The organism is Cellulomonas sp. APG4 (genome assembly GCF_009996735.1).
Lineage (GTDB): Bacteria > Actinomycetota > Actinomycetes > Actinomycetales > Cellulomonadaceae > Actinotalea.
Window position 1 is genome coordinate 153701 of record NZ_JAACYI010000004.1, and the last position, 21270, is coordinate 174970.

At 65.2% G+C, this 21270-nt stretch carries 22 protein-coding genes and 1 tRNA gene; 4 read left to right on the forward strand and 19 right to left on the reverse strand.

Annotated features, from left to right (window positions below):
* Nucleotides 1-299: 299 nt before the first annotated feature.
* From GXB85_RS05355 to GXB85_RS17790, 7 genes are all read right to left on the reverse strand, one after another.
* Nucleotides 300-1091: a DUF2637 domain-containing protein gene (locus GXB85_RS05355; protein ID WP_161916604.1), complete on the reverse strand. Its 792-nt coding sequence runs from the start codon at nt 1089-1091 to the stop codon at nt 300-302.
* On the reverse strand, nt 1091-1219 hold the full coding sequence (locus GXB85_RS18535) for a hypothetical protein (RefSeq protein ID WP_255465755.1): 129 nt from the start codon (nt 1217-1219) through the stop codon (nt 1091-1093). The genes GXB85_RS05355 and GXB85_RS18535 overlap by 1 nt, the downstream gene beginning before the upstream one ends.
* Nucleotides 1220-1298: 79 nt before the next feature.
* Nucleotides 1299-1730: a hypothetical protein gene (locus GXB85_RS05360; protein WP_161916605.1), complete on the reverse strand. Its 432-nt coding sequence runs from the start codon at nt 1728-1730 to the stop codon at nt 1299-1301.
* A 172-nt stretch (nt 1731-1902) separates the two neighbouring features.
* The gene (locus GXB85_RS05365; protein WP_161916606.1) at nt 1903-2388 is read right to left on the reverse strand and encodes a hypothetical protein; all 486 of its coding nucleotides are present in this window, start codon (nt 2386-2388) and stop codon (nt 1903-1905) included.
* A 190-nt stretch (nt 2389-2578) separates the two neighbouring features.
* The gene (locus GXB85_RS05370) at nt 2579-3001 is read right to left on the reverse strand and encodes a hypothetical protein (RefSeq protein ID WP_161916607.1); all 423 of its coding nucleotides are present in this window, start codon (nt 2999-3001) and stop codon (nt 2579-2581) included.
* A 102-nt stretch (nt 3002-3103) separates the two neighbouring features.
* The gene (locus GXB85_RS05375) at nt 3104-3514 is read right to left on the reverse strand and encodes a hypothetical protein (protein WP_161916608.1); all 411 of its coding nucleotides are present in this window, start codon (nt 3512-3514) and stop codon (nt 3104-3106) included.
* Nucleotides 3515-3543: 29 nt separating this feature from the next.
* Entirely contained in the window at nt 3544-3849 is a 306-nt protein-coding gene (locus GXB85_RS17790; RefSeq protein WP_202627601.1) for a hypothetical protein, read from the reverse strand.
* Between the two features lie 196 nt (nt 3850-4045).
* On the opposite strand from GXB85_RS17790, the gene GXB85_RS05385 reads away from it, so the two are divergent.
* From GXB85_RS05385 to GXB85_RS05395, 3 genes are read left to right on the forward strand one after another with little or no spacing between them, the layout of a single operon-like run.
* Nucleotides 4046-4510: a hypothetical protein gene (locus tag GXB85_RS05385; protein WP_161916609.1), complete on the forward strand. Its 465-nt coding sequence runs from the start codon at nt 4046-4048 to the stop codon at nt 4508-4510.
* Between the two features lie 56 nt (nt 4511-4566).
* Complete coding sequence (locus tag GXB85_RS05390) at nt 4567-5940, forward strand: hypothetical protein (RefSeq protein ID WP_161916610.1); 1374 nt, start codon at nt 4567-4569, stop codon at nt 5938-5940.
* Between the two features lie 55 nt (nt 5941-5995).
* Complete coding sequence (locus GXB85_RS05395; protein ID WP_161916611.1) at nt 5996-7180, forward strand: hypothetical protein; 1185 nt, start codon at nt 5996-5998, stop codon at nt 7178-7180.
* Between the two features lie 623 nt (nt 7181-7803).
* Here the strand turns inward: GXB85_RS05395 and GXB85_RS05400 are convergent.
* Nucleotides 7804-8136, reverse strand: a complete 333-nt coding sequence (locus GXB85_RS05400; RefSeq protein ID WP_161916612.1) for a hypothetical protein — start codon at nt 8134-8136, stop codon at nt 7804-7806.
* A 328-nt stretch (nt 8137-8464) separates the two neighbouring features.
* A complete protein-coding gene (locus GXB85_RS05405; RefSeq protein WP_161916613.1) occupies nt 8465-8770 on the reverse strand; it encodes a hypothetical protein in 306 nt (101 codons plus the stop codon).
* A 17-nt stretch (nt 8771-8787) separates the two neighbouring features.
* Between GXB85_RS05405 and GXB85_RS05410 the strand changes: the two genes are divergently transcribed.
* Nucleotides 8788-9999, forward strand: coding sequence for a hypothetical protein (locus tag GXB85_RS05410; protein WP_161916614.1), 1212 nt, complete (start codon nt 8788-8790; stop codon nt 9997-9999).
* Between the two features lie 119 nt (nt 10000-10118).
* Here the strand turns inward: GXB85_RS05410 and GXB85_RS05415 are convergent, their stop codons facing one another.
* From GXB85_RS05415 to GXB85_RS05460, 10 genes are all read right to left on the reverse strand, one after another.
* On the reverse strand, nt 10119-12989 hold the full coding sequence (locus GXB85_RS05415) for a class I SAM-dependent DNA methyltransferase (protein WP_161916615.1): 2871 nt from the start codon (nt 12987-12989) through the stop codon (nt 10119-10121).
* Nucleotides 12986-15007: an ATP-binding protein gene (locus tag GXB85_RS05420; protein ID WP_161916616.1), complete on the reverse strand. Its 2022-nt coding sequence runs from the start codon at nt 15005-15007 to the stop codon at nt 12986-12988. The genes GXB85_RS05415 and GXB85_RS05420 overlap by 4 nt, the downstream gene beginning before the upstream one ends.
* Nucleotides 15008-15063: 56 nt before the next feature.
* A complete protein-coding gene (locus GXB85_RS05425; protein ID WP_161916617.1) occupies nt 15064-15912 on the reverse strand; it encodes a hypothetical protein in 849 nt (282 codons plus the stop codon).
* Nucleotides 15913-16473: 561 nt separating this feature from the next.
* Nucleotides 16474-16563 (reverse strand) — tRNA-Ser (locus GXB85_RS05430).
* A 192-nt stretch (nt 16564-16755) separates the two neighbouring features.
* The gene (locus tag GXB85_RS05435) at nt 16756-18372 is read right to left on the reverse strand and encodes a cation:proton antiporter (protein WP_161916618.1); all 1617 of its coding nucleotides are present in this window, start codon (nt 18370-18372) and stop codon (nt 16756-16758) included.
* A 21-nt stretch (nt 18373-18393) separates the two neighbouring features.
* Nucleotides 18394-18798, reverse strand: a complete 405-nt coding sequence (locus tag GXB85_RS05440; protein ID WP_161916619.1) for a type II toxin-antitoxin system VapC family toxin — start codon at nt 18796-18798, stop codon at nt 18394-18396.
* Between the two features lie 252 nt (nt 18799-19050).
* Nucleotides 19051-19668: an ATP/GTP-binding protein gene (locus tag GXB85_RS05445; RefSeq protein WP_161916620.1), complete on the reverse strand. Its 618-nt coding sequence runs from the start codon at nt 19666-19668 to the stop codon at nt 19051-19053.
* Nucleotides 19649-20071 (reverse strand): DUF742 domain-containing protein, encoded by a 423-nt coding sequence (locus GXB85_RS05450; RefSeq protein WP_161916621.1) that lies wholly within the window; start codon nt 20069-20071, stop codon nt 19649-19651. The genes GXB85_RS05445 and GXB85_RS05450 overlap by 20 nt, the downstream gene beginning before the upstream one ends.
* A gap of 4 nt (nt 20072-20075) precedes the next feature.
* A complete protein-coding gene (locus GXB85_RS05455) occupies nt 20076-20516 on the reverse strand; it encodes a roadblock/LC7 domain-containing protein (RefSeq protein WP_370524019.1) in 441 nt (146 codons plus the stop codon).
* A gap of 70 nt (nt 20517-20586) precedes the next feature.
* Nucleotides 20587-21183: a hypothetical protein gene (locus GXB85_RS05460; RefSeq protein ID WP_161916623.1), complete on the reverse strand. Its 597-nt coding sequence runs from the start codon at nt 21181-21183 to the stop codon at nt 20587-20589.
* Nucleotides 21184-21270: the final 87 nt, after the last annotated feature.

Genomic DNA, 21270 nt, shown 5'->3' on the forward strand with positions numbered 1-21270 from the left:
AGTGAAGCGGCTTAGTCAGCACAGGTCATCGTTGACCTCGAACCCTCTGTACACATCCCGGTCCTGGGAGACTGCGAGTAATTCCCGCTCATCTCCGTTGCCGCCAGTCACCCACAGAGCGCTATTCGAGCGCGTGGCTGGTCATTGTCATACTGCGTACGGACGTACCATTATCACTGGCTCCCCTGTTCTTCGAAGACATCTCTTCCTAGAACAGGGGGATACCTGTCTCCAGCCCCGAACGTCCCTACAAAGAACCCGCGTAGGGAGTGATGCAGTGAGCGACAGCGAGCAGAGGCTCACGCCGCCGCCAAGACGCACGCCGAAGCGTGCGCCGGCTCCGGGGCACCCTCCATCGCTTTGAGCCGTCCACGACCGCGCGAGACGGCTCGGAGAGCCTGCTCCCGAGTGCACCCGAGAGCAGCCGCCACCTCCGCGCTCTTCAGACGACCAGGGAACGCCTGGACGATGGCGATGGCTCCGTCCGTCAGGCTGGCATCCCCACGCGGAAGGACCGCACGCATGGCAGCAGCCGTGTCCGTCAGACCCGCCTTGGTCGCACGACGAGCAGCACGCTCCTCAGCCTCCTGAGCACGACGCGCAGCGCGCTCGGCACGCTCCTGCTCCTCAGCCACCCGAGCAGCCTCCTCCGCCGCAGCAGCCTCAAGAGCCTGAGACACATCGATCCGGTGCCGCACGATCCGCATGAGCGCCTCGACCGTCAGCGCCAGGCTCACGGGAGCCAGCGCGTGCACCGACTTGGCGATGACGTCCATGTCCGCGACCGCCGCCACGTTCCCCCAGGTCGAGACGGCTACTCCAGCGAGAGTCAGGAACCAGCCGTACGACGTGCTGATCCCCGAGAGCGTGCTGTGGAGCACGACGAGTCCTCCCGCCAGGATCATGCCGTCGATGACCACGGGAAGCAGGATCGCCAGGCACGGGTCGATGTCCGCACTGATCGCAAGGTCACGCAGACCCGCGTACGAGAGGATCGCCGCCGCAGCGGCGACCACGACCACTACGAGCACAGCGGCACGACGGATACGACCGTCCGCCACAGCGGTGAGGGTGCTCACGTTCTTGGTCATCAGAGGTCTCCGTCCGTGTGGTGCTCACGCTCGGTGAGCCAGGTCTTGGTGAAGGTGTGGAGGTCGCGGCTGTCCGAGGCGGCGAAGGCGCCGAGTAGGTCCGTGATGGTCTGAGCCGCCTCGTCCATCGAAGAGCGACCGAACTGAGGCGAGAGTTCGAGCAGGTCGCGTGCGCGACCGAGCGCATGACGGGTGGCAGTGTCCGCATCACAGGCGTCCTTCCGCTCGAAGACGCTCCACGCTGTACTGACCACGCAGAGGCTCAGGCAGCCGTTCCCAGGTGATGTTGTCCACCCACGGCTCACCACTGCTCTTCCAGTGGCTGTAGATGAGGAAGTCGAGGATCGCTTCAGCCTCAGCAGCGTCCGAAGCCGCGTACTCACTCAGGTCGCCTTCCACGTACGAGAGGACGAGGTGTGCGTAGTCGGTCACCCGCTCGAAGAAGATCACGAGAGACCACGCGCCAGCGTCGTAGCCATCGCGACCCCACGAGGGAATCGCGTGGTAACCACGACCCTCCGCAGCGCGCATGAAGGCATAGCCGCCAGAGCCGGAACCAGCCTCGTTCTTGAGCCTCATGTCCGGCTCCACGCTGCACTCCATCAGCAGAGCCTGCATCTGCTCTTCGCTCTTTCGCATGACCCGTAGATAACCACTTACCTACGACATGGAACACCGCTCATCAGCGAGGCTAGAGGCGCCTCCCACACACTTCCAGCAATAACCTCAGCAGTTGCACGGCTACGTCCCCTCGATGGATACAGGAAAACCCCTGAACGGGTGAACGCTCAGGGGTTCTCTCAGTATGAGGTCACCGTATCCGTGGACGCTTGGCTCGCCTCTCCTTGTACGCCTGACCGCGAGGCGTCCGTTCCGGCTTCTTGAAGACGCTCACTGCCATCTCGAAGACGCCAGCCTTCGCACAGAGCCAGACGCTCCACACGAAGGCGACCACCACACCCACGACACCGACCGTATGAAGCGCGGCGTCTGAGGCGCTGTACGGCGCGAGGTGATGTCCGTACTCGTCAATCAGACTGAGCACCCCTGCACGACTCACTCCCACGCTGGTGGCAATGATCACCACTGCCGTCACGAACTTCACTGCACGGTTCCCGATGTCCGCGCTTCGGTTCCAAGCGCTCTCGATCTTCTTCCTCGTTGCTCTCTTCAACTTTTTCTTCCTCTTGTAGCGGGGTGGAGACCGTGCGCCTCCTGCGAACCCCTCGCAGTACACGGTGAGCGCGCCACTCCCGGTCACAATCGAATCCGCTGTGACATGCGCCACAGTCAGCACTGCGTGATGCACCTCATCAACCGAGCGCTCGGCTGCGTCCCCGTCACTGCATCACGGCGTGCAGTAGGTACTGCACTACGGCACTGCGGCTCCACGGGGACACGGACCGGTAGGACGCTTGGTTGACCCACAGAACACGAAGACCCTGGTTCGGATGTGAACCGGGGTCTTCGTGTTCGAGGGAGGCACGTCAGTCGTCAGCACTCTTGCCGTCGTCCTTCACGATCTCCCGCGTCTCGCGCAGCAGGTCGTCCTCCCACTCCCGCTGGAGTCGCATCCGCTCCTTAGCAGGCAGCCGCTCGCTCCACCATGCCGTGACCGCGATCTGTGCGACCTCCAGCGCGGTGTCTGCGTTGAAGACGGGTTCAGTGAGAGAGCCGGACCCATCCGGCAACCAGACGGCGTGGTGGGTGCCAACCAGGGTGTTCGACTCCCCGTTGTAGTTCACCTCGCATGTCGCGTGCTGCTTCACGAGGTCCGCGAGGTCCGAAGACATCGGTACTCCGAGAGTCTTCGCGACGTTCCTCGTGATGTCTGTGAGGGTCTGTGCTCCAGCGAGCGACGGACTTGGCTCCAGGTCGTTCACCCAAGGCATGTCCATGGTGCTGCTCATCTTCTCTTCCTTATGTCCGTGCTGCCGTAGTCCCGCATCCCGTGTTGCTGTACTTACTGCTGACGTAGGCACTGCATGCCGTGTCCGCTGATCGCGACGACCTCAGTGCCGCCAGGTCGCCACAGCCATGGAGACGATCTGGTGAGCCGCGCGCGGGACGTAGAGTGCCTCGTGCATCGCCTCCCGCCGCCGACCGCCGAACGGATCACGCCGCGTCCGCCAGCGGGTGAAGCGGTACCCGGCAACGCAGCGGTGCTCACCGAGGTCTGCGACGACCTGTGCAGCGATGTCGCTCACGTGGAGGTCCAGGTGCTCGTCCACGTCGATCCCGATGTGCTCCGCCACGAGGAAGAGGACATCGCGGTACGGGAAGACACCACGCAGAGCCTGGGACTGGTACGCCTCGAAGTCCTCGACCGTCGCAGGTGTCCCCTCCTCGAACCGCTGAAGAGGCTGTACACCTGCCTCACGCCAAGACGCGTGCGGGGTTGCTGTGCTGCCGGTGTTCTTCATCGCTCGCTCTTCCTCTTCGTCTCGCCACTTCACGGCATCTGCTGAAGAACAGGGATGAGACCCGCGTAGAGGTCATCACCCTGAAGAGCCTCGATGATGGCTTCAGTCGGCTCCATGCCGTCCTGGTAGAAGTCGCGCCAGCAGGCATCAGCGATGTCGCGATGCGTGACTCCAAGAACCGCACGCATTTTGCGGTCCACGAGCAGCATGAACAGCGCGAACCGTGCGTCCCCCTGTGCCACGTGGTCGATGTAGAAACGACCATGGTCGGACTCCCGCATGGCGTCGATGGAAGAGACGACGTGCTCGGCGGGAAGGGTATCGATGAAAGTCACGATGGCTCCTTGAGGTCACTGCACCGAATTAGTAGGTACAGAAAAGCTCAAGGGACTGACACGAGTATGCAGGATGACCCTTGTTCATGTCCACAGATGTAGACAATGCCGAAGAGGTGATGGCAGAAGCCACGTGAATCACGTGAAGCCTGTCTACAGATGTAGACACATCCCGCTGTCCGACTAGCCTCATCTCATGCCTGAAGACGCCTCTCTACCGACTGTTGTCGCAAGCCTCGCGTCTTGGTCGCGGTGGCAGCCGTTCACGCCGGAGGTCATCCGTCAAGCTCCCGTGCTCCCTGGCGTCTACCTGTTCCAGCAGGACGGCGCGCTCGTCTACGTCGGTCGAGCCGGTGAGCGCAGCGGCAAGGGTCTAAGAGGCAGGCTCACCATCTACGTCAGCGGCAGAGCGCCTCACAGCGGTCTGGGGAACCTCGCACTAGAGCGAGCACTCCAAGAGCCTTCCTGGCTCCGTGAGCGTCTCGAAGAAGTGGAGGCAGGTCAGACCCTCACCGTGCAGCAGTGGAGCCGTCTGGCAGTCGAGCGAGCCGCTCTTCGGGTCTGCTGGAGCACCACCTCGACCACCGAAGAGGGTGCCGTGCTGGAGCGAGCGGTCCTTGATGTGCTCAAGGAAGAGAGACTCTGGAATCGTCTTAGGTAGGACTACCCGCGCTGGGGTAGGTGGACGTGTCACGCCTGCTCGGTAGCGTTTCGTGCGTGAACTCCGACGAGCACGGCGACCAGGAGCAACCTCCCCGTGGCGAGGCGCAAGACGGCAGCACGGCTGCGTCCCCCACTGACGAAGCCGTGAGTAGGGAAGGCACGAGCGAGGTCACTGACCCGGCAGCGACTTCGGGAGAGTCCAAGTCGGAGCCGAACCGATCCCCTCGTTCCGGAGGCGTCCGGGTGTCGGACCTCTACCTACGTCAGGCGCAGGCGTCCTACTCCCCCTCCCAGGCATACCGAGACCGCATGCTTGCGAACCGCGCCTACAGCGGCTTCGACGCGACTGCGATCAGCCACGCCACCCAGGTCTTCGCCAACCATCCTGCGCTCCGCCAGATGACCGAGACCCTGAGCCGGTGGTCTGTGGACCCCGACAGCAGCGCGGGACGGATGCTCCGGGAACTGGCGATGACCAGCGAGCAGGTCGCCAAGATCGCACCCCCCAGCCAGACCCAACGCAGTCTCTCTGCCGCCATTCAGACCATGGCGGACCGGAACAACCCGGCGCTCCGAGACCTCGGCATCGCCTCGTCCGCCGCCGCTCAGAACGCCGCGCTGTCACCCTTCGCCTCCGCGCTGAGCAAGGTCGTCACTGAGTCGAGCATCTTCACGAAGGCACTCATCGACTCCGAAGGCACCACCGGAGCCTTGCAGCGCATCCTCCAGGAGACCGCTGCGGCACAGCAGCGCCTCAGGACGCCTCCCACTTACACCGAGTTGATGGCGCGAGGCACCCCGCAGGAGTCACAACCTGGCAGCGTCCTGAGCCAGATGATCGCGTCTGCCTCCCACCGGCAGCACATGGCGGACCTGTACGAGCAGATGCTCACAGGGACTGACCGGGACGCGAGGACCGCTGAAGAAGACCTTGAGCGCCTGACTGACGACCTCGACGCCGAGACCCTCTCCGACCTCACTGAGTTCGCCATCGAGGATGCCGACTTCGAGAACCGCGCCGCCTTCTACCAACGCCTCGAAGACGCCGCTCCCCAAGACCTGGACGAGTTCGAGCGCATCGCCAAGGAAGTCCTCGAAGAGGAAGGTCTCTCCGAGGAACTCACGGATGACGACACGGCTGACGGCGACCTGACCCCTCGTGAGGCACTCCTGGCGCTGGCGGTCGCGCAGTTCCCCGACATCGCTATCAGCCGCGAGGACCGTAAGCGCATCGACCTGTACGTCCACGGCAGCGGCATCCTCTTTTACGCCTACCTGAGGGTCTTCCAGCCAGGCTTCTACATCTTCCTCGCCACCCTCCTCGAAGTCCTTGGCTTCATGAGCGCCTTGAGGATGGCGAACAACCACCTCCTCGATCCGGTGACGAAGGATGAGCGGGAGGATGAGCCGGAGGACGACGAGACCTGACACGACCTGCCTGGCAGTACCCAGGTCAACCGTGTGTCCCCGGTACCGTCGATCCATGGCAGACGGCAGCGGCGAGCAGGACGAGGAGCCACGGGAACCAGAAGGCTCCGCTGCCAGACCGGACCACGCCACGTCCACATCCAGCAGCGGGATCAGCGCCAGCAAGTTGTACCGGCTGCGCCGCGAGGCTGCCGAAGCCAGGCGGATCGTGGAGTCCACGGAGCACCCGGACCCTGAGGTCATCGAAGAGGCGTACGAGGCATCCGAGGAAGCGCGTGAGGCGCTACGCGGCACAGACATCGCAGAGGAGTACCTCCGGCAGAACCCTGACCGTCAGTCAGTGGTGTCGCTCGACCTGCTTGGTATCTCGGACCTCATCGAGCAGATGCAGCGCAGCATCGTGCCGGACATCGCGGGGTGGCAGCAGAGCATCCTCGGCAACGTCAACCCAGTCTTGCCAGCCATCGAGAGCATGCAAGCCGTCCTCGGTAGCGCCGCCTTCGACACCGTGCGAGCGGTGCAGTTGTCCGGCGTGACCAGCCTCATCGAGACCATGCAGGCGCAGCAGACGCTGATGTTCAAGCAGATCATGCCGACCTTCAGCGTCCTCGACACCCTTGCACCAGCGCTTCAGCAGTTGTCCGGGATCGCAGAGGTCCAGCGGAGCATCATCGCCTCCAGCGCCATCCAAGAGATGGTGTCGCGTCCCCTCGTGGACCTCTCAGCGATCCTGAGCGTCCTCCCCACCCAGCAGATGCTCGCGGACATCCTCACAACCGCTGACTACACCAAAGCGCTCGACCTCTCGAACGTGCTCCCCAAGGCGTTCGGACTCGCAGACATCAGCACCGCCGCACACGCCGCCACCGTCGCGCAGCAGGCTGCCGCCGATGTCGATGACGACGAAGCAGAAGAGGCAGCGGTCCAGGCTGTCCTCGAAGCCATCGGGAACGAACTCGATCCGCAGGCTCCGCCGACGCCGGAGCAAGCCGTCGCGCTTGAGACGGTCGCACGCCTGATCATCCGTCTCCGTCCGAACCTTGGTGACTACTTCACTGCACGCGGGTGGCTCGTAGGCATCGCAACGAACGGAACGCTCGTCGCCTTTATCTACCTGGCACTTGCACAACCGGCACTCCTGACGGCGCTCTTCACGGCGGCGACGATCACTGCCGGGACCAAGTGGGTCTATAACAAGAGCAGTGGACTGCTCCTCCCCTCGGACACTGACGAGGACTGACGCTCGCCTGTAGACAGGCGCGAGCGGTAGACATTGCTGCTGGTCCTCCGTGTCCACAGATGTAGACACTCAAACGTCCCTCGATGCGCCTGCCTGCCATCGGTTCGCTTCAGCCGCAAAGACCGCCGCTTCCTCCTGCCGCCTCTTCGACTCACACTCGAAGAGACCCCTCATGCCTAAGTGGCTGAGGAGGAGAGAGATGGAAGAAGAACACCTGAAGACACCAAGCACGGAGAGCACCAAGACCTCGCAGTAGCACTCCGCATGTACCCAGCAGTTCCCCTAGCCTTCCTCTCCAGACACCCCATATGGGAAGAGCAGGCTCCCTCAAAACGTCCCTCATGTTGCCTGCGATGAAGACCGAAGCACTCTTCGCTTCTTCCTTCGCTCCGTTCGCAATCATCCCCTTAGTCCTCCCCCAACCACTTCCACAACAACCCTAGAGCCATACCCTCGACCCTCCCCAACATGCTCCCTTGTATCCCAGATGACAAGGGGAACATGCCTTCCTGTCAGCAGTAAGCAGTTGCCTGTCAGCAGTGAGCAGTTGGTAGTTGAACCGAGGGGAAGTCTCCCCTCTCTCCCCTCCCCAGCCTTTCCGTAGTAGAGGTGACGCGGCATCCCTACCCTCCCTCTACCTCTCTCCCTGCATCCATGGGGAAGCCTCTCCCCATACCCCTCTCTACCCTCTCCCTGGGTTGAAGCCTCTCCTCCCTCTCTCCGAGGTGAAGCCTCCCCTCTCTCCGAGATAGAGCCTCCCCTCTCTCCGTCTCTAGGCAGAGCCTCTCGCCTCCCTGGAGTCTCTTTCCTTTCCCCTCTCCGAGGGTGAACCCCTCCCTCTCCTCTGTGGGTAGAACCTCTCCCCTCTCCCGCTGGTAAGAGCAGCACCTCTCCTCTCTCCTCTCCCCTACGGGGATGGCACCTGTTTCCCATGCCTCCCGTCTCCAGGGAGTCATGTTCCCTCTGGCTACTGCATGCAGTAAGCACGTAGGCACTGTGTTTCGTGGGTGATGCCTTGCGCTCTTCCTCCCTACCTGATTTGAGTAGGTAAGAGGAAGTAGTTAACTCGCTCGCTTCTGACCCACCAGTGGCTTCTTAGCGTTTGTGCAGGTCAGCGCGGGAAAGGCAGGGGTTTGAATGGTCAGTTTTCGACGCAAGCCAGGTTGAGGATTGCGACCAATGAAGTCAACCGATAGTTAGGGGTAGAACCTGCCATCAAAGGAGAAGCCATGACCATCCAACCGTCACCTGCACAGCGCACTTCATCCGCTCTCCCTACCCCTGTCACCTCTTGGGAAGTCTCTCCTGACGAGGTTCCAGCGAACCCTTTCGCCTCTCCTGCTCGGAGTGTTTCTGTCCGCAAGGCTCCCTCCCCGGTAACACCTCGGAGAGGTCTTCCCTCTCTCTCAGTTCCCCCTCCTCGCCGCGCGGAGGAGACGTACCGGGTAGACCCTGATGAGGTTCCTGCGAATCCTTTCCTCTCCTCTTCCCCTCGCCGGAGCCTTCCCTCTCCTGCGCCAGTTGGTGAGACCTCTCCCTCTCCTGTGAGTGAAGGAGCAGCCTCTCCCTCTCCTGTCGAAGAGGTCTCACCGGTTCTCGTTGAAGACGTGGAGGAGGGTGACTACGAGCCTGTGGTCCTCCCCGGAGACGTTGCACCCACCCCTCCCCGCGTCCGCAAGGTGAAGAGGAAGAAGCGACGTACTGATGCTCGTAAGGGTCAAATGATCATCACCGAGCGAGACCGCAAGTGGATGCACTTCGTCGGCATCTCTCGCTACGCGACCGTCCGCACTATCCAGTGCCTAGAGGGTGACGAGCACACTGCGTACTACCAGGCGCGAGATGAACTGAACGAGTACCGAGACGTGCTTCGAGGTCTGCGGCGTGAGCGCAACGGTCTACGGCGCTCTGTCCGGACCACCGGCTCTCGCTACCGGGAAGCCATGAAGGCGTTCGGTCCTGGCACTCCTGAGTACCGGGAAGCCGCACGCCGTCTGCGCGACCTCGAAGCAGAGCGCGACCGCCATGAAGAGCGCGTCCGGGACTACGAGGCGTTCGTGGCTGAGCACGAGGCGTTCTTGCAGACGCTGGCACCCTCACAGGCTGTGCAGTCCCGCCTGGACGACCTACGACGCGGTGGCTACCTGCATGCTGTCTCGCTCAACGGTGTCCACATGACCTACTGGCTGACCCAGCAGGCAATCGAGGTCTTGGGTCTCGACGTGCCTGCGTTGACTAAGCCGTCCATGGCAACCATCGAGCACACGCTCGCCATCGCCTACTACTCAGCACTCATCCGCAGTGGTACCAGGAAGTTCGGAACGAGGAACCCTGTGTCCCCTGCTGTGATCCTCACTGAGACGCAGATCGCTCGGCAGGCTCGACGGATGCAGGACGAGGACCCTGACCGCCGCATGCTCATCCGTGGCACGGTCCACAACCTCGAAGGCATCGGGGACGCCGACGAGCAGACCGCTCTTGAACTGGCGGACTTCTACGTCGCTCCCTCAGCGGAGGTCGGCGGCGGCGTCCACACGCCTGACCTGGTGACGATCTTCGGTCCTGACTCTCATGGGACAGTCGCCGTAGAGATCGAGAAGAGCCTTAAGAGCAAGCGGAACTTGCAGATGATCATGCGCTCGTACCGGAATGCTCGGGATCGCTCCACGCTGGTCAACTACTTGGTTGCTGAAGACGCTCCTGGCGTCTTAAAGCGCGTGACGGACGCCATCGCTGAGGCAGGTCTAGAGGACTACGTGCTCGTGAAGACCTACAACCCGCGCGAGTGGGGAGCATCGCTCATCACACAAGTTCGCTGATCCAGCCGCGACGCCTCCCTTGTGCCGCAGGTGTGGGAGGACGTGGACGGTCGCCTTGTGCTGATGACCCGCCTCCAGCGCGCGCAGGGACGCAGCGTGGAGGTCGTCGTGGTCACCGCTCAGGCTGTGGTCTGAGCCTTCCTCCGCCGCTTCGGCTTCTTCGTCAAGCCGAGAGCCAACTGACCCGCCTGCTCCAACTGCACGTACCGCTCGAAGAGCACCGAGAGCCGGTCAGCATCGGTCTCGATCTTCTTCCGACCACCGATCGCCTTGTCAACGATCCTGTCCAGCACGTCGTGAGCCTTCACTAGGTCAGCAGGCATCGCTAGTGGGTCGTACATGTCCGCCAGACTGCTGCCGACGTACTTGGATCTGACCTTCAGGATGTCCTGACCAGCGTCGATCATCGCCTGGCGGGTCTTCTGATCGAGGTCCGGAAGAGGAAAGGTGTTCCAGACTCCGGTGCCAGATAGCCGTAGATCAGCGCGGATGCGACCGGCAACCCCTCGCATCCACGTGATGAACATAGAAGAAGACATCGCTGCGAAGACCATGCCATCCGGGTCGGCTGCGATGAAGTTGGCGTTACTGGTGACGACCTCAGCAGTAAATCTCTGAACCGGGAAGAACCTGCGCGACTCACCAACGTGAATCGGGATGCCAAGGTAGTCGGTGCTCGGCTGACGCACTTCAGCGAAGAGCGCCGGGGTCTTCGCTCCCTCGCGTGTTTGCTTCTTCTTGCTGTCGCCTCGAAACTTCTTCACCCCTTCGAGTCGCTCGCGCAGAATCGCGCTAGCGCGTACGTCGGCAGGGTCGTACTCGTTCATCCATAGACACCATCGCTCAGTACTGTGAATGAGTTCACGCGCACCAATGAACGGTCGCAGATACTTCGCTGCGTGCGCGTCTGCTGCGATGTCTGGGTATTCTTCAGGCGAGACAGACAGGAAGCCGCCGTCCGCAGGCTTACTTCCATAGATCACAGGCGGCAGCAGTGTAGACAGGGGTGAGGTTCGCGGACGCACGAAGACATCCGGACCGTCCGCCAGGTAGGCGTTGATGTTCGACGCCTCGATCCGAAGCGGCTCACCACGTCCACCGAGTCCGTACTCGAAGAGCGGCTTTGTGCCAGGTTTGCGACCGCGCGAGAAGCCGACGATAACCACGTGCACTCCAGCCTTGCCACGTGCCTCGCTAGTCCAGAGGAACGTCCGGTGAGCGAAGTCGATGTGGAACCCTGCGTTCAGCATTGGCTCCCAAATCGCGGGAACAGCCTCTCCCTGGCAGATCGAATTCGTGGAAACCAAGGCTACTCGGGTGTCACGATCTCCGATGTATTGAGCAGCCTTGACGTACCAGCCACTCACGTAGTCCATGTACCCGTTGTAGAACTCTCCCCAGACCCCCTTGAGGTCATCCGTCTGCTCACCAGTCCGCGTGTACTGACCGGCGAACGGGGGGTTGCCGAGGATGTACGAGCACTCGTCAGCCGGTAGAACCTCGCTCCAATCGATCTGGAGCGCGTTCCCGTCCCGGATGTGCGCCGAGTCCTGGAGGGGGAGGCGCACGTAGTAGTCCCCGAACGCCTCACTGAGCGCCAGGTTGGCGAGATGGTCAACGAGGTGGATCGTTGTCCGAGCAATCATCGCCGCGAACTCGTCCAACTCGATTCCGTAGAACTGATCGACAGTGACGCCAGACTCCCAGGAGACATCGAACGCCATCTGTCCGACACCTGGCAGCGCCGTCTTGCCACTCTTCCCGCGTCGGGTCTGGAGCGCGTCTTCGGTCTCACGGATCGCGACCAGGCACTCCAACTCAACCCTGCGTAACTCGCGGTAGGCGATCAGCAGGAAGTTGCCGGTGCCAGCAGCCGCGTCGAGAAACTTGAGGGTCGGCAGGAAGTCACGAAACTCACGGAGAGCGGTGAGTCTCTTGCTACTCTCCGGCACAGCCTTGCTGCGCTCCAGGCGTCCCTCAAGATCGTCCAGGAAGAGCGGCTGGATGAGCCGCATGATGTCGCGCTCGGACGTGTAGTGCGCGCCGAGTTGGCGACGCTCCTTCGGCTGCATCGTGTTCTGGAACAGCGAGCCAAACAGAGCAGGACTAATCTTCGACCACTCGAACCGACACGCGTCGATGAGAAGGTCGCGCATCTTCTCGTCCATGTGCGGCGGACGAATCGTCTCCTCGAACAGCGAGCCGTTGATGTACGTGAACTCGCTCAGCGTCGCGCTGAGGTTCGTCTCACGGTCCTCAGGCTTCGTGTCGAGAACACCGAAGAGTTCGATCAACTTGGCACCGAGGTCACTGCCATCTTCGCGCGTCTCCACCACAAGCCAATCGTGGAAGAGTCCGCGCTGGAAGATGCCTGTGTCATCGGCGTACAGCAGGTAGAGGAGCCGGACGAGCAGCACACGCAAAGCATGGTCGTTGTACTTGTTGGTCTTGAGCGCGTCGTGCAGTTCGCTCAGGAGACCGGTCGCCTTGAGGCTGGCTTCCTCCTCAGACTCCTGCACTCCCCGCTTGTCGTAGCCAGCGAGGAACTCGAACAGGTGGGTGTACTTCGGGAGGTCTTCGAGGGGGAAGCGCGTTTGCGTCCCGGTCTCAAGGTCGTGGACAAGGAACCGCTCGAAGTCACAAACAACGATGGTGTGCGGCTGGTCGTCCTGCGGCATGCCTACGAGGTAGTCGAACGCCTGGTCCAGCGCCTTGTCGAGGTTCTCGCCAGCGCTCTTATGCTCCACCAGCAACTCACCGGGAGCGAAGAGGTCGATGAACCCATGGCGTCCGGTGCTCTGTCTCTTCGCGAGGTACTCGAAGGTGGCGTACCGGCGACGCTTCAGACCGTAGATCGCGAGGAACTCCGACCAGTAGGAGTCCTTCTCTGCTCTCTCGCGCGTCTCACCAGTCCACTCCTTGACGAAGCGGATCGCGTTCTTCTGGATATCCGGTCGGGTGGCAGAGAGAATGCTGCCGGGTGCACTCACTGCCTGGTCTCCTGGTCCACGAGGTTGCCTAACTGAGACTCAGCGCCGGTCTCGGGTGTCGGACTGGCTGCCTCGTCCTGAGGGAACACATCCGCTAACAACTCGGCATGCTTGCGACGCATCCTCTCGATGGACGAGTCGCGGTCGGGGTCGTACTGGAGGTTCTCCTTCACGAACTTGAGCCGCTGCTCTGCGTCCGCCAAGACCTCACTCCACTGCTTCACGTAGATTGTGTACTTGGGATGCTGGAAGACCGCGCCTGGCGGGAGGTTCTTCTGCTCACGCTCGTTGACGATGAACTCAGACAGTTCGTCCCCGATTAGCCAGAAGTCCCACTGGACATCGAGCATGTTGAACCGGGTGTCGTTCACGACGGCAAGCGCGTACTTCTTGATCTGGCTCAGATGTTCCTCGGTGATGGGGATGCGGGGACGCTTCAACTCCACGACGAGGTACTCGTACCGGTTGCGCAGGTTCCTGGCTGCGCGCCAGAGGAGCAGGTCAGGACGCGCCATGGTGTTGCCGTCTACGAGCGCTACAGGCTCGATGGCGGTCGTCTCGACCTCGGAGCCGGGGTCCAGGTGCTTCATGTGCTCGATGAGCGCTGCCGTCAGCCTCTGGTCGCTCGTGGCGACGGACCACTCGTTGCCGAAGACCCACGGCTCTGCCTCAAGCAGACGATGGAGGCTCCGCTCAAGCGTCCTGTGCTTCGGCTCGTGCTCGTGGATGATCGTCTCAAGCAGGTTCAGGAAGTCGAGCCGGTCCGCGACGATCGTGTTTGCCTGGAGCATGTTCGAGAGGCTCGTGTGCTCTCGGAGCGCCTCGAAGTCCTCCAACTGCTGTTCGCTGAGTCCGATGACCTCCTGGAGCAGCGTCTTCAGAGCGGACGGTGAGTGGTCGATGGCTTCCTTGATGAGCCTGAGCGCGAACCTCTTCCCCTTGGCGGAACGGTTCTCGTTCACGACGCGTGCGGCAGCGAGAGCCACGAGGTCAAACGTCTCGCGCGCAACCTCGTCCGCTTCGGAGCGAGGTTTGTCCGGGTACGGGTATACGTCCTCCTCCTGCCACTTCTCGATGATCTTGCGCTGACGCTCGCGGTCCCGCTGCTTGAAGTGCTGCTTCAGCCGCTCCTTCGCCGCCTCGATGACCGGGAACGCCTCGCTGTTCTCGAACTCGTGCAGCAGAAGGTCGTGACCCATCTCGCGGAAGCGATCCCAGTTCAGGTACGCCGTGAACTGGTAGTCGGGAGCGTGGATGCGTGCAGGCGCCTCGCTGACGGTCATCCCGTTACCGTCGCAGAGGAAGATGCGACGCTCCACACGCTTGAAGGTCCACTCGATGACGGTGAGGCTGATGGTCTGACCTTCGACCACATCGAGTCGATACTCCGCTGGCTCCCGACTGAAGTACTTGCTCGGGTTGAGCGCCTTGCCTCGCCACTTGATGCTGACCTGCTTGAACCGGGTCAGATACAGCGCGAACGTCGCAGTGAGCATCTCTGCCACCTTGTCGTTCAGGAGCGCCGTCTGAGCCGCCTCGGTCGGCAGGCTGATCCGAACGCGAGTCCCGGTCGGCGCGTCCGTCTCCTCTGGCTCACTGATTTCGAAGTTGGTGAGGTCGCTGCGACTGCCTGAGAGCCGGATGCGGGTGCGCTTACCACCTTCCTCAGCAACGGACTCCCAGGTGACGCGCTCTCCGATGCTGTATGCCGCGTATCGACCTCGACCGAGCGAGCCGTGCAGGTGCCGACCCTTGGGGGTGACGCCAGCAGCCGCAGCCTTCCAGGAGCCACCGAGACCTGTGAAGCCGCTCTCGCCTGCCATCGGCGTCATGCCTGAGCCGGTGTCTTCCACGACGACCGCCTCGATGCCGCCAGCCTCGTTCTCCTCGACGGAGACCGTCACCTCGTCCGCATCAGCGTCGAGCGCGTTGTAGATGAGTTCAACGATGCCGCCGACCGGCTTGCCGACGAAACTGCGGAGCAGGTCATCCTTGGCTTCGACGTGGAGACGGCGCATCCAGTCATTCAATCAGCGCCGTACGTCACAGGTCAGGCACTGACTGGGTGAGCCTGCTACTCGTCCCAGATGATGTCCGGGTGCTGGAGCGGGTCGCGTACCAGCCGCAGACGCGCTGAGCCGCTCTCAGGCTCGCCAGGCTCCTCCCGAGGCTCCGCTACCTCCCCGACGCCGCCACGACGCTCATGGAGCCTCTGAGCACGCTCCCGGCGACGCTGCTCGCGGACCTCCTCCATCGACAGCGGTCTCCCACTCAACGGGATGTGGTCTTCGTCTGTCGTGAGCGCCTCTTCCAGAGTGCTGAAGACCGGCTCCCCCTCCCTGCGCTGCTTCTTCAACCTCCGTGCGCGCAGGTACCGCCGCAGTTCCGGCGTGGCTCCCTCGCGGAGGTACGCAGTGCCGAGGCTGGGGTCGTGCGTGTCGTCCTTCACCAACCGCAGGTGGAACGCCTCTTCGAGGTCACGCGCAGCGCTCTCGCGCGTCTCGTCGCTGACCATCAGGTTCTCCAGCGCCTCCCTCTCCCAGGCGTCTGCGTCGAAGCGGATGAGGCGCACCTCTCCCGCTCGGAGCCGCTGGAGATACCCCGCGAGGTTGGCGTCGTAGCGCTTGAGGACCGCGACACGAGACGCGGACTCCATCCGCTCGGAGGTCTTGAGCAGGAGGAAGGTCAGCCGCCTCAAGAGGTAGACCGTGGCGGTCGCGTCCCAGACCACGTGCGACATGCGCTGACCGAGGAAGGAACCGTCTGGCTCACGGTCGAAGGGGTCGAACTCACTCCCTCGGACCACGCCGTCCAGCGCCGCCACAACCGCCTGGCGAGGGGTCTTGGCGAGACGGAGGAGGAGGTCTGGTTGCTCCGCCTGAAGAGGCATCTGCGACCAGGCGCGCATCGCCTCGGTTCGCACGGGGTCGAGGGGAGGGTCCATGTCCCAGGGAGGGAAGCCTGCTCGTCCAACCCACTGACCCTCGTGGGACAGCAGGACGACACCGTTGGTGACCAAGGTGGCGTCGTGACGGGTGAGGGTGCCGAAGTGCGGGGTGGTGCTGGTCCGGGAGACACCGCGCCAGCGCTCAGCGTGCTGGAGCAGCCGCGCAGCACGCTGCTGACGCTGCGAGGCATGCTCCTCGTCCGTCTCCCATCTCCACCGTAGGGAGCGCCGAGCGTCCTGGTCACTGAGACACGGGAACCTGTGGATGACCGCTCGGAGGCGCGTATGTGCAGGTCACAGAGCCGTCCGGCAGGCGGTCGCTGCACCCACCGCGCGCACTGTCTCCAGGTGGAGACAGTCAGGCGCTCCAGGTGGAGACAGTTCCGGAGACAGTTTTTCGCGAGGAGCGAGTCGGGTCTCAGCACACGAGACGGCGGTCCCGAGTCGCTCGGAGCAGTCCCGACTCATCCCCGAAGGTGCGTTCTCGCAGGTCAGACGGCTGTCACCTCAGGATGAGGTCACATGTGCACTTGTAAGCGGAGGGCAAGGGATTCGAACCCTTGAGTACGGGGTCACCGCACTAACGGTTTTCAAGACCGTCGCTTTCGGCCGCTCAGCCAGCCCTCCCCGCCACGGCCGTCCGGGCCCGCAGCGCGCGCCCATTGTGCCAGCCACCAGCAAGCCCTCTCGCCCCCGGCACCACCCCCCACCACCTCCCCACCCGCGAGGACGTACATCCGCCGCGAGGACGTACATGCGCATGTACGCCCTCACCGCAGATGTACGGCCCCGTCGGAGAGGAGCGGGGGCGGAGCTGCGTCAGGGCGTGGCGCGGGGGCGGGCGGCCTCGAGGCTGAGCTGGTGGGCGTCGAGCGCCGCGAGGGCCTCGGTGAGCAGGTCGGCGTCGAACGCGCCGTCGTCGCGGGCGTCGAGCAGCGCCGCGCGCCGCGCCTCGACGTGGAGCACCGCGGCCTCGTGCGGCGTCGCGGCGTCGGGCGCCTCGACCGCCGTGAGCAGAGCGTCGAGCCGACGACGCTCGTCCGCCCTGCGCGCGGGGTCCGCGCGGGTGGGCCGCAGCACGCGCACGACGGCGGCCAGCGTGCCGCCCTGGAGCAGGAGGGACCCGGTCGCGACGACGTACGCGACGAGCACGAGCAGCGACCGGTCCGGCGCGTCGTGCGGCAGGGTCTGCGCGGCCGCCACCGTGATCGCCCCGCGCATGCCCGCCCAGACGATCACGCCGCCGTCGCGCCACCCCAGCGGCACCGCGAGGAAGTAGTCCATGTCCGCGAGCGTCCTGCGCAACCGCGCCCGCACCCGCTCGAGGTCGCCCCGTCCTCGTCGAGGGAGCCGGGGGTAGCGCTCGGCGATGCGGGCGACCTTCTCCGGGTCGAGGACGGCGTCGTTGAGGCGACGCACGTGCGGTGCGAGCCTGCGGTGCCGCTCGGCCCGACGGGCGAGCGTGCGCAGCAGCAACGTCACGTGCACGGTGCGGATCGCGAGCACGAGCAGCAGCGCGAGCGCCGCCAGGAGCACCGCGCCGCCCGGTCCGGCGCCCGTGCCCCGCACGTCGGCGACCACGGCGGTGAGCTCGAGCCCCAGCAGCAGGAACACGGCGCCCTCGAGCACCAGCTCGACCGTGCGCCAGTTCTGCGCGTCCGAGAGCCGCTGCTGCGGGGACAGGACACGCGGCGCCCGGATCCCCGTGACGATGCCGGCGGTCACGGCGGCGACCAGGCCCGAGCCACCGAGCAGGTCCACCGGCACCGCGGCGACGAAGGGGACCGTGAACGAGAGCACGGTCGTCACCGTCGGGTCCTCGAGCCGCGCCCGGACCGCGAGGTTCGCACGGCCCACCAGGTAGCCGACCGCGACGGCGGGGAGCACCGCGAGCACGAACGACCCCACGACCTCGCCGGCCTGGACGGTCGCGGCCGCCCCCACGACGGCGGTGCGCAGCAGCACGAGGGCGCTCGCGTCGTTGAGCAGGCTCTCGCCCTCGAGCATCGCCCGGACGCGCGGCGAGACGCCGGCACGCCGGGCGATCGAGGTGGCGACCGCGTCCGTCGGGCTCAGGACGGCGCCGAGGGCGATCCCCCACGCGAGGCTCAGGCCCGGCACGACCGCCGAGAGCACGAGGCCGAGCACCACCGCGGTCACGACCACCAGGAGCACCGACAGGCCGCTGATCGCGCCGAACTCGCGACGGAAGTTCATCGTGGGCATCGCGACGGACGCCGAGTAGAGCAGCGGGGGCAGCACGCCCGCGAGCACCCACTCCGGGTCGGGCTCGATCACCGGGGCCGCCGGCACGAGGCTCACCGCGATGCCCACGACGACGAGCACGAGGGGGGCGGGGACGTTGCGTCGCTCGGCGAGGGCGGTGCTGCCGGCGATGACCAGCAGCGCGACGACACCCAGGATCAGCAGCTCCACGGCGCCTCCCGCCCGCTCACCTCACGACTCCCACCAGCGGTCGGGCCAGCCGGGGCTGACCACCTCGAGGCCGTAGATGACGGCGACCTTCGCGAGCAGCGGGTCGTACGTCGCGACGCGGCCGACGTCGGGGTGGGCCACCGCGATGCCCAGGTGGATCGCGCCGAAGGGCGTGAGCACGGACGAAGCCATCGCCGCCGACTTGAGGGACTGGTCGAAGAAGCGCACCACGGTCACCTCGTCGGCGATGCGGCGGGCCTTCTCGCGCGCCACGGGGTCCATGCCCTGCGCGAGGCGTCGCAGCTCCGTGAGGCCCAGGGGCGAGGTGACGACCTCGTGCTCGCTCGACCAGCGCAGCCAGGACGCGGCCTCGGGGCCGGGGGCCAACGCCCGGCCGAGGGCCGATCCGTCGGCGTAGGTCAGCATCGGGTCCGTCCTCGGGCGGCAGCAGGTGCCCGCCAGCCTAGTCAGGCCCGGCACGACGGCGGGACGCGGGACGCCCGTGCTGGCCCGGGCCGAGGGGCCCCTGACGCGCGGAGGCGGCGCGGTGATCACCGCGCCGCCTCCGGCGCCTCGCCGACGGCGTGACGTCGGCCAGGGTCCTGCTCGAGGGGGATGCTGTCCTGCACCGCCCGAGGGCGGTCGTGCTGGTCGTGCTGCGTACCGGTGCGGCTCCGCTCAGGCCGCGCCGGCGCGCAGACGCTCCATCGCGAGCTGCACGAGGGAGATGAGCGTCTGCTTGGTCGCCGCTCGCGACCGGGCGTCCGTGTACATGAGCGGCACGTGCGCGGGCACCGAGAGCGCCTCGCGGATGTCGTCGAGCTGGTGCCGCGCGACGCCGTCGAAGCAGTTCACGGCGACGACGAACGGGATGCCCCGGCTCTCGAAGTAGTCGACGGCCGGGAAGCACTGGTCGAGCCGCTCGGTGTCGACCAGCACGACGGCGCCGATCGCACCGCGCACCAGGTCGTCCCACATGAACAGGAACCGGTCCTGCCCAGGGGTGCCGAACAGGTAGAGCCAGAGCGACCCGGGCAGCGCGATGCGACCGAAGTCCATCGCGACCGTCGTGGTCGTCTTGCGGTCGGTGACGCCACCGGCGTCGTCGACGCCGACCGAGTGCTCGGTCATGGCGGCTTCGGTGTTGAGCGGCTCGATGTCCGAGATCGAGCCGATGAACGTCGTCTTGCCGACGGCGAAGCCACCGGCGACGACGATCTTGACGACGGTGGGCGCAACACCCCCGGTGACCGGCGCGCGGTCCGAGACGGCGGTGTCAGAGGGCTGAAATGCCATTGAGAACACTCTCCAGCACGCTCAGGGACAGGGCGGGGGACTGGCCGGTGTGGACACTGACCGGGGTGGATGTGTGGACACGGATGTGCTGGGACTCAGACAGGTCCGTGACCAGGACTCGCACGACGCCGAGCGGGAGCCGCAGCAGGGCGGACAGCTCGGCGACCGAGACGAACGTGTGGGCGGCGTGCTGGAGGATCGCACGCTTCTCGGGCGGCAGGCCGTGCGGGGCCGAACCCGGGATCACCTCGACGAGCGCCTCGAGCGGCAGGTCGGAGTTGGCGGCGCGCACGCGCCCGCCCGTGACCGCATAGGGCCGGACCGTACGAGCCTCGTACTCGACGCCGTCGTCGGCCGCGTCGGCGTGCCGACCCGGCGTTCCGTAGCTCTCCTCGGCGGTCATCGGATCACCCGACCGGTGCCCGCATCGCGCCGTCGACCGGCAGGTTGCCGCGCATCTCGGTCACGAGCTGCGGCGTGAGCGTGGTCTCGGTGCGCGAGACCAGCATCGCCATCTCGTAGCCGATCAGGCCGACGTCGCACGTCGAGTCGGCGACCACGGCGAGCACCGAGCCGTTCGAGACGCTCATCAGGAAGACGAAGAGCTCGTCCATCTCGATGATCGCCTGGCGCACGTCGCCCGCGTGGAGCTGGCGGGCCGCGCCGCGGGTGAGCGACGACATGCCGGCCACGATCGCGGCCATCTGGTCGCCGCTGGTGCGGTCGAGGTTCTCCGACATGGCCATGAGGAGGCCGTCGGCCGACACGACGAGGGTGTGCCGGGTCCCTGGGACCGTCTTGACGAAGTTGTCCAGGAGCCAGCCGAAGTTGGCTGCCTCCGAGCTGATGGCTGTCACGCGTCCTCCTCGAGGTTGCCGGCTGCTTCGGACGAGCGGCGGCTTGTGCGGCGGCTGCGGGTCACCACGAGGTGCTCCGCGGGTTCAGGTCGGTGTCCGGGGTCGTCACGGGCTCGCCGTGACCTGCCGGGCCGTCCTCGTGACCGACGGGGTGCGGGACCTCGCCGGGGCTCTGGGGTGCGGGCTGCTGCCCGGGCGCCTCCGAGGCCTGGCGGCCCCGGCTCGTGCCCGACTGGAAGCTCGACAGCAGCGAGCGCACCTGGTTCGCGTCGCGGTCGACCCGCTGACCCGACTTCGGCAGCTCGATCTCCGGGGCCGCGGGGATGCGTCCCGGGGTGCGGCGCTGCAACGTGGTCGGGCTCGCGGCCGAGACCGTCTTGGGCCGGTAGCTCGAGAGCTGGCTCAGCTCGGCGAGCGCCTGCTGCGCGATGTCGGCGTTGTGCGCGAGCGCGTTGGTCACCTGGTCGTCGAACCCGGTCTGCGGCGAGAACGTCGTCTGCGGCGAGAACGACGCGTGCGCCGGTACCGACGGCCGCGGCACCTCGGGCGCGGCGGCGGGTGCCGCCGGCGCTCCCCCGCCCCACGCGGGCGTCGGGGCCCACTGGCCCGTCGTCTCGGCGGGCGACGGCGGCGGCGTGGGCCTCGCTCTTCTACACATCTGCCGCTGCCGACGATACGCCGTGCAGGCGGGCGGCCGGTTGGGCCGAGCGTGCGTACACGACCAGCACCTCGATCTGCGCGGCCT

Coding starts and splice junctions, on each gene's coding strand:
- GXB85_RS05440 (WP_161916619.1), bottom strand. CDS start 18,798: ATGCTGACCTACGCCGACGGATCGGCCCTCGGCCGGGCGTTGGCCCCC.
- GXB85_RS05370 (WP_161916607.1), bottom strand. CDS start 3,001: ATGAGCAGCACCATGGACATGCCTTGGGTGAACGACCTGGAGCCAAGT.
- GXB85_RS05395 (WP_161916611.1), top strand. CDS start 5,996: ATGGCAGACGGCAGCGGCGAGCAGGACGAGGAGCCACGGGAACCAGAA.
- GXB85_RS18535 (WP_255465755.1), bottom strand. CDS start 1,219: ATGGACGAGGCGGCTCAGACCATCACGGACCTACTCGGCGCCTTCGCC.
- GXB85_RS05445 (WP_161916620.1), bottom strand. CDS start 19,668: ATGGCATTTCAGCCCTCTGACACCGCCGTCTCGGACCGCGCGCCGGTC.
- GXB85_RS05420 (WP_161916616.1), bottom strand. CDS start 15,007: ATGCGCCGTCTCCACGTCGAAGCCAAGGATGACCTGCTCCGCAGTTTC.
- GXB85_RS05450 (WP_161916621.1), bottom strand. CDS start 20,071: ATGACCGCCGAGGAGAGCTACGGAACGCCGGGTCGGCACGCCGACGCG.
- GXB85_RS05375 (WP_161916608.1), bottom strand. CDS start 3,514: ATGAAGAACACCGGCAGCACAGCAACCCCGCACGCGTCTTGGCGTGAG.
- GXB85_RS05355 (WP_161916604.1), bottom strand. CDS start 1,091: ATGACCAAGAACGTGAGCACCCTCACCGCTGTGGCGGACGGTCGTATC.
- GXB85_RS05400 (WP_161916612.1), bottom strand. CDS start 8,136: ATGACTCCCTGGAGACGGGAGGCATGGGAAACAGGTGCCATCCCCGTA.
- GXB85_RS05360 (WP_161916605.1), bottom strand. CDS start 1,730: ATGCGAAAGAGCGAAGAGCAGATGCAGGCTCTGCTGATGGAGTGCAGC.
- GXB85_RS05385 (WP_161916609.1), top strand. CDS start 4,046: ATGCCTGAAGACGCCTCTCTACCGACTGTTGTCGCAAGCCTCGCGTCT.
- GXB85_RS05460 (WP_161916623.1), bottom strand. CDS start 21,183: ATGTGTAGAAGAGCGAGGCCCACGCCGCCGCCGTCGCCCGCCGAGACG.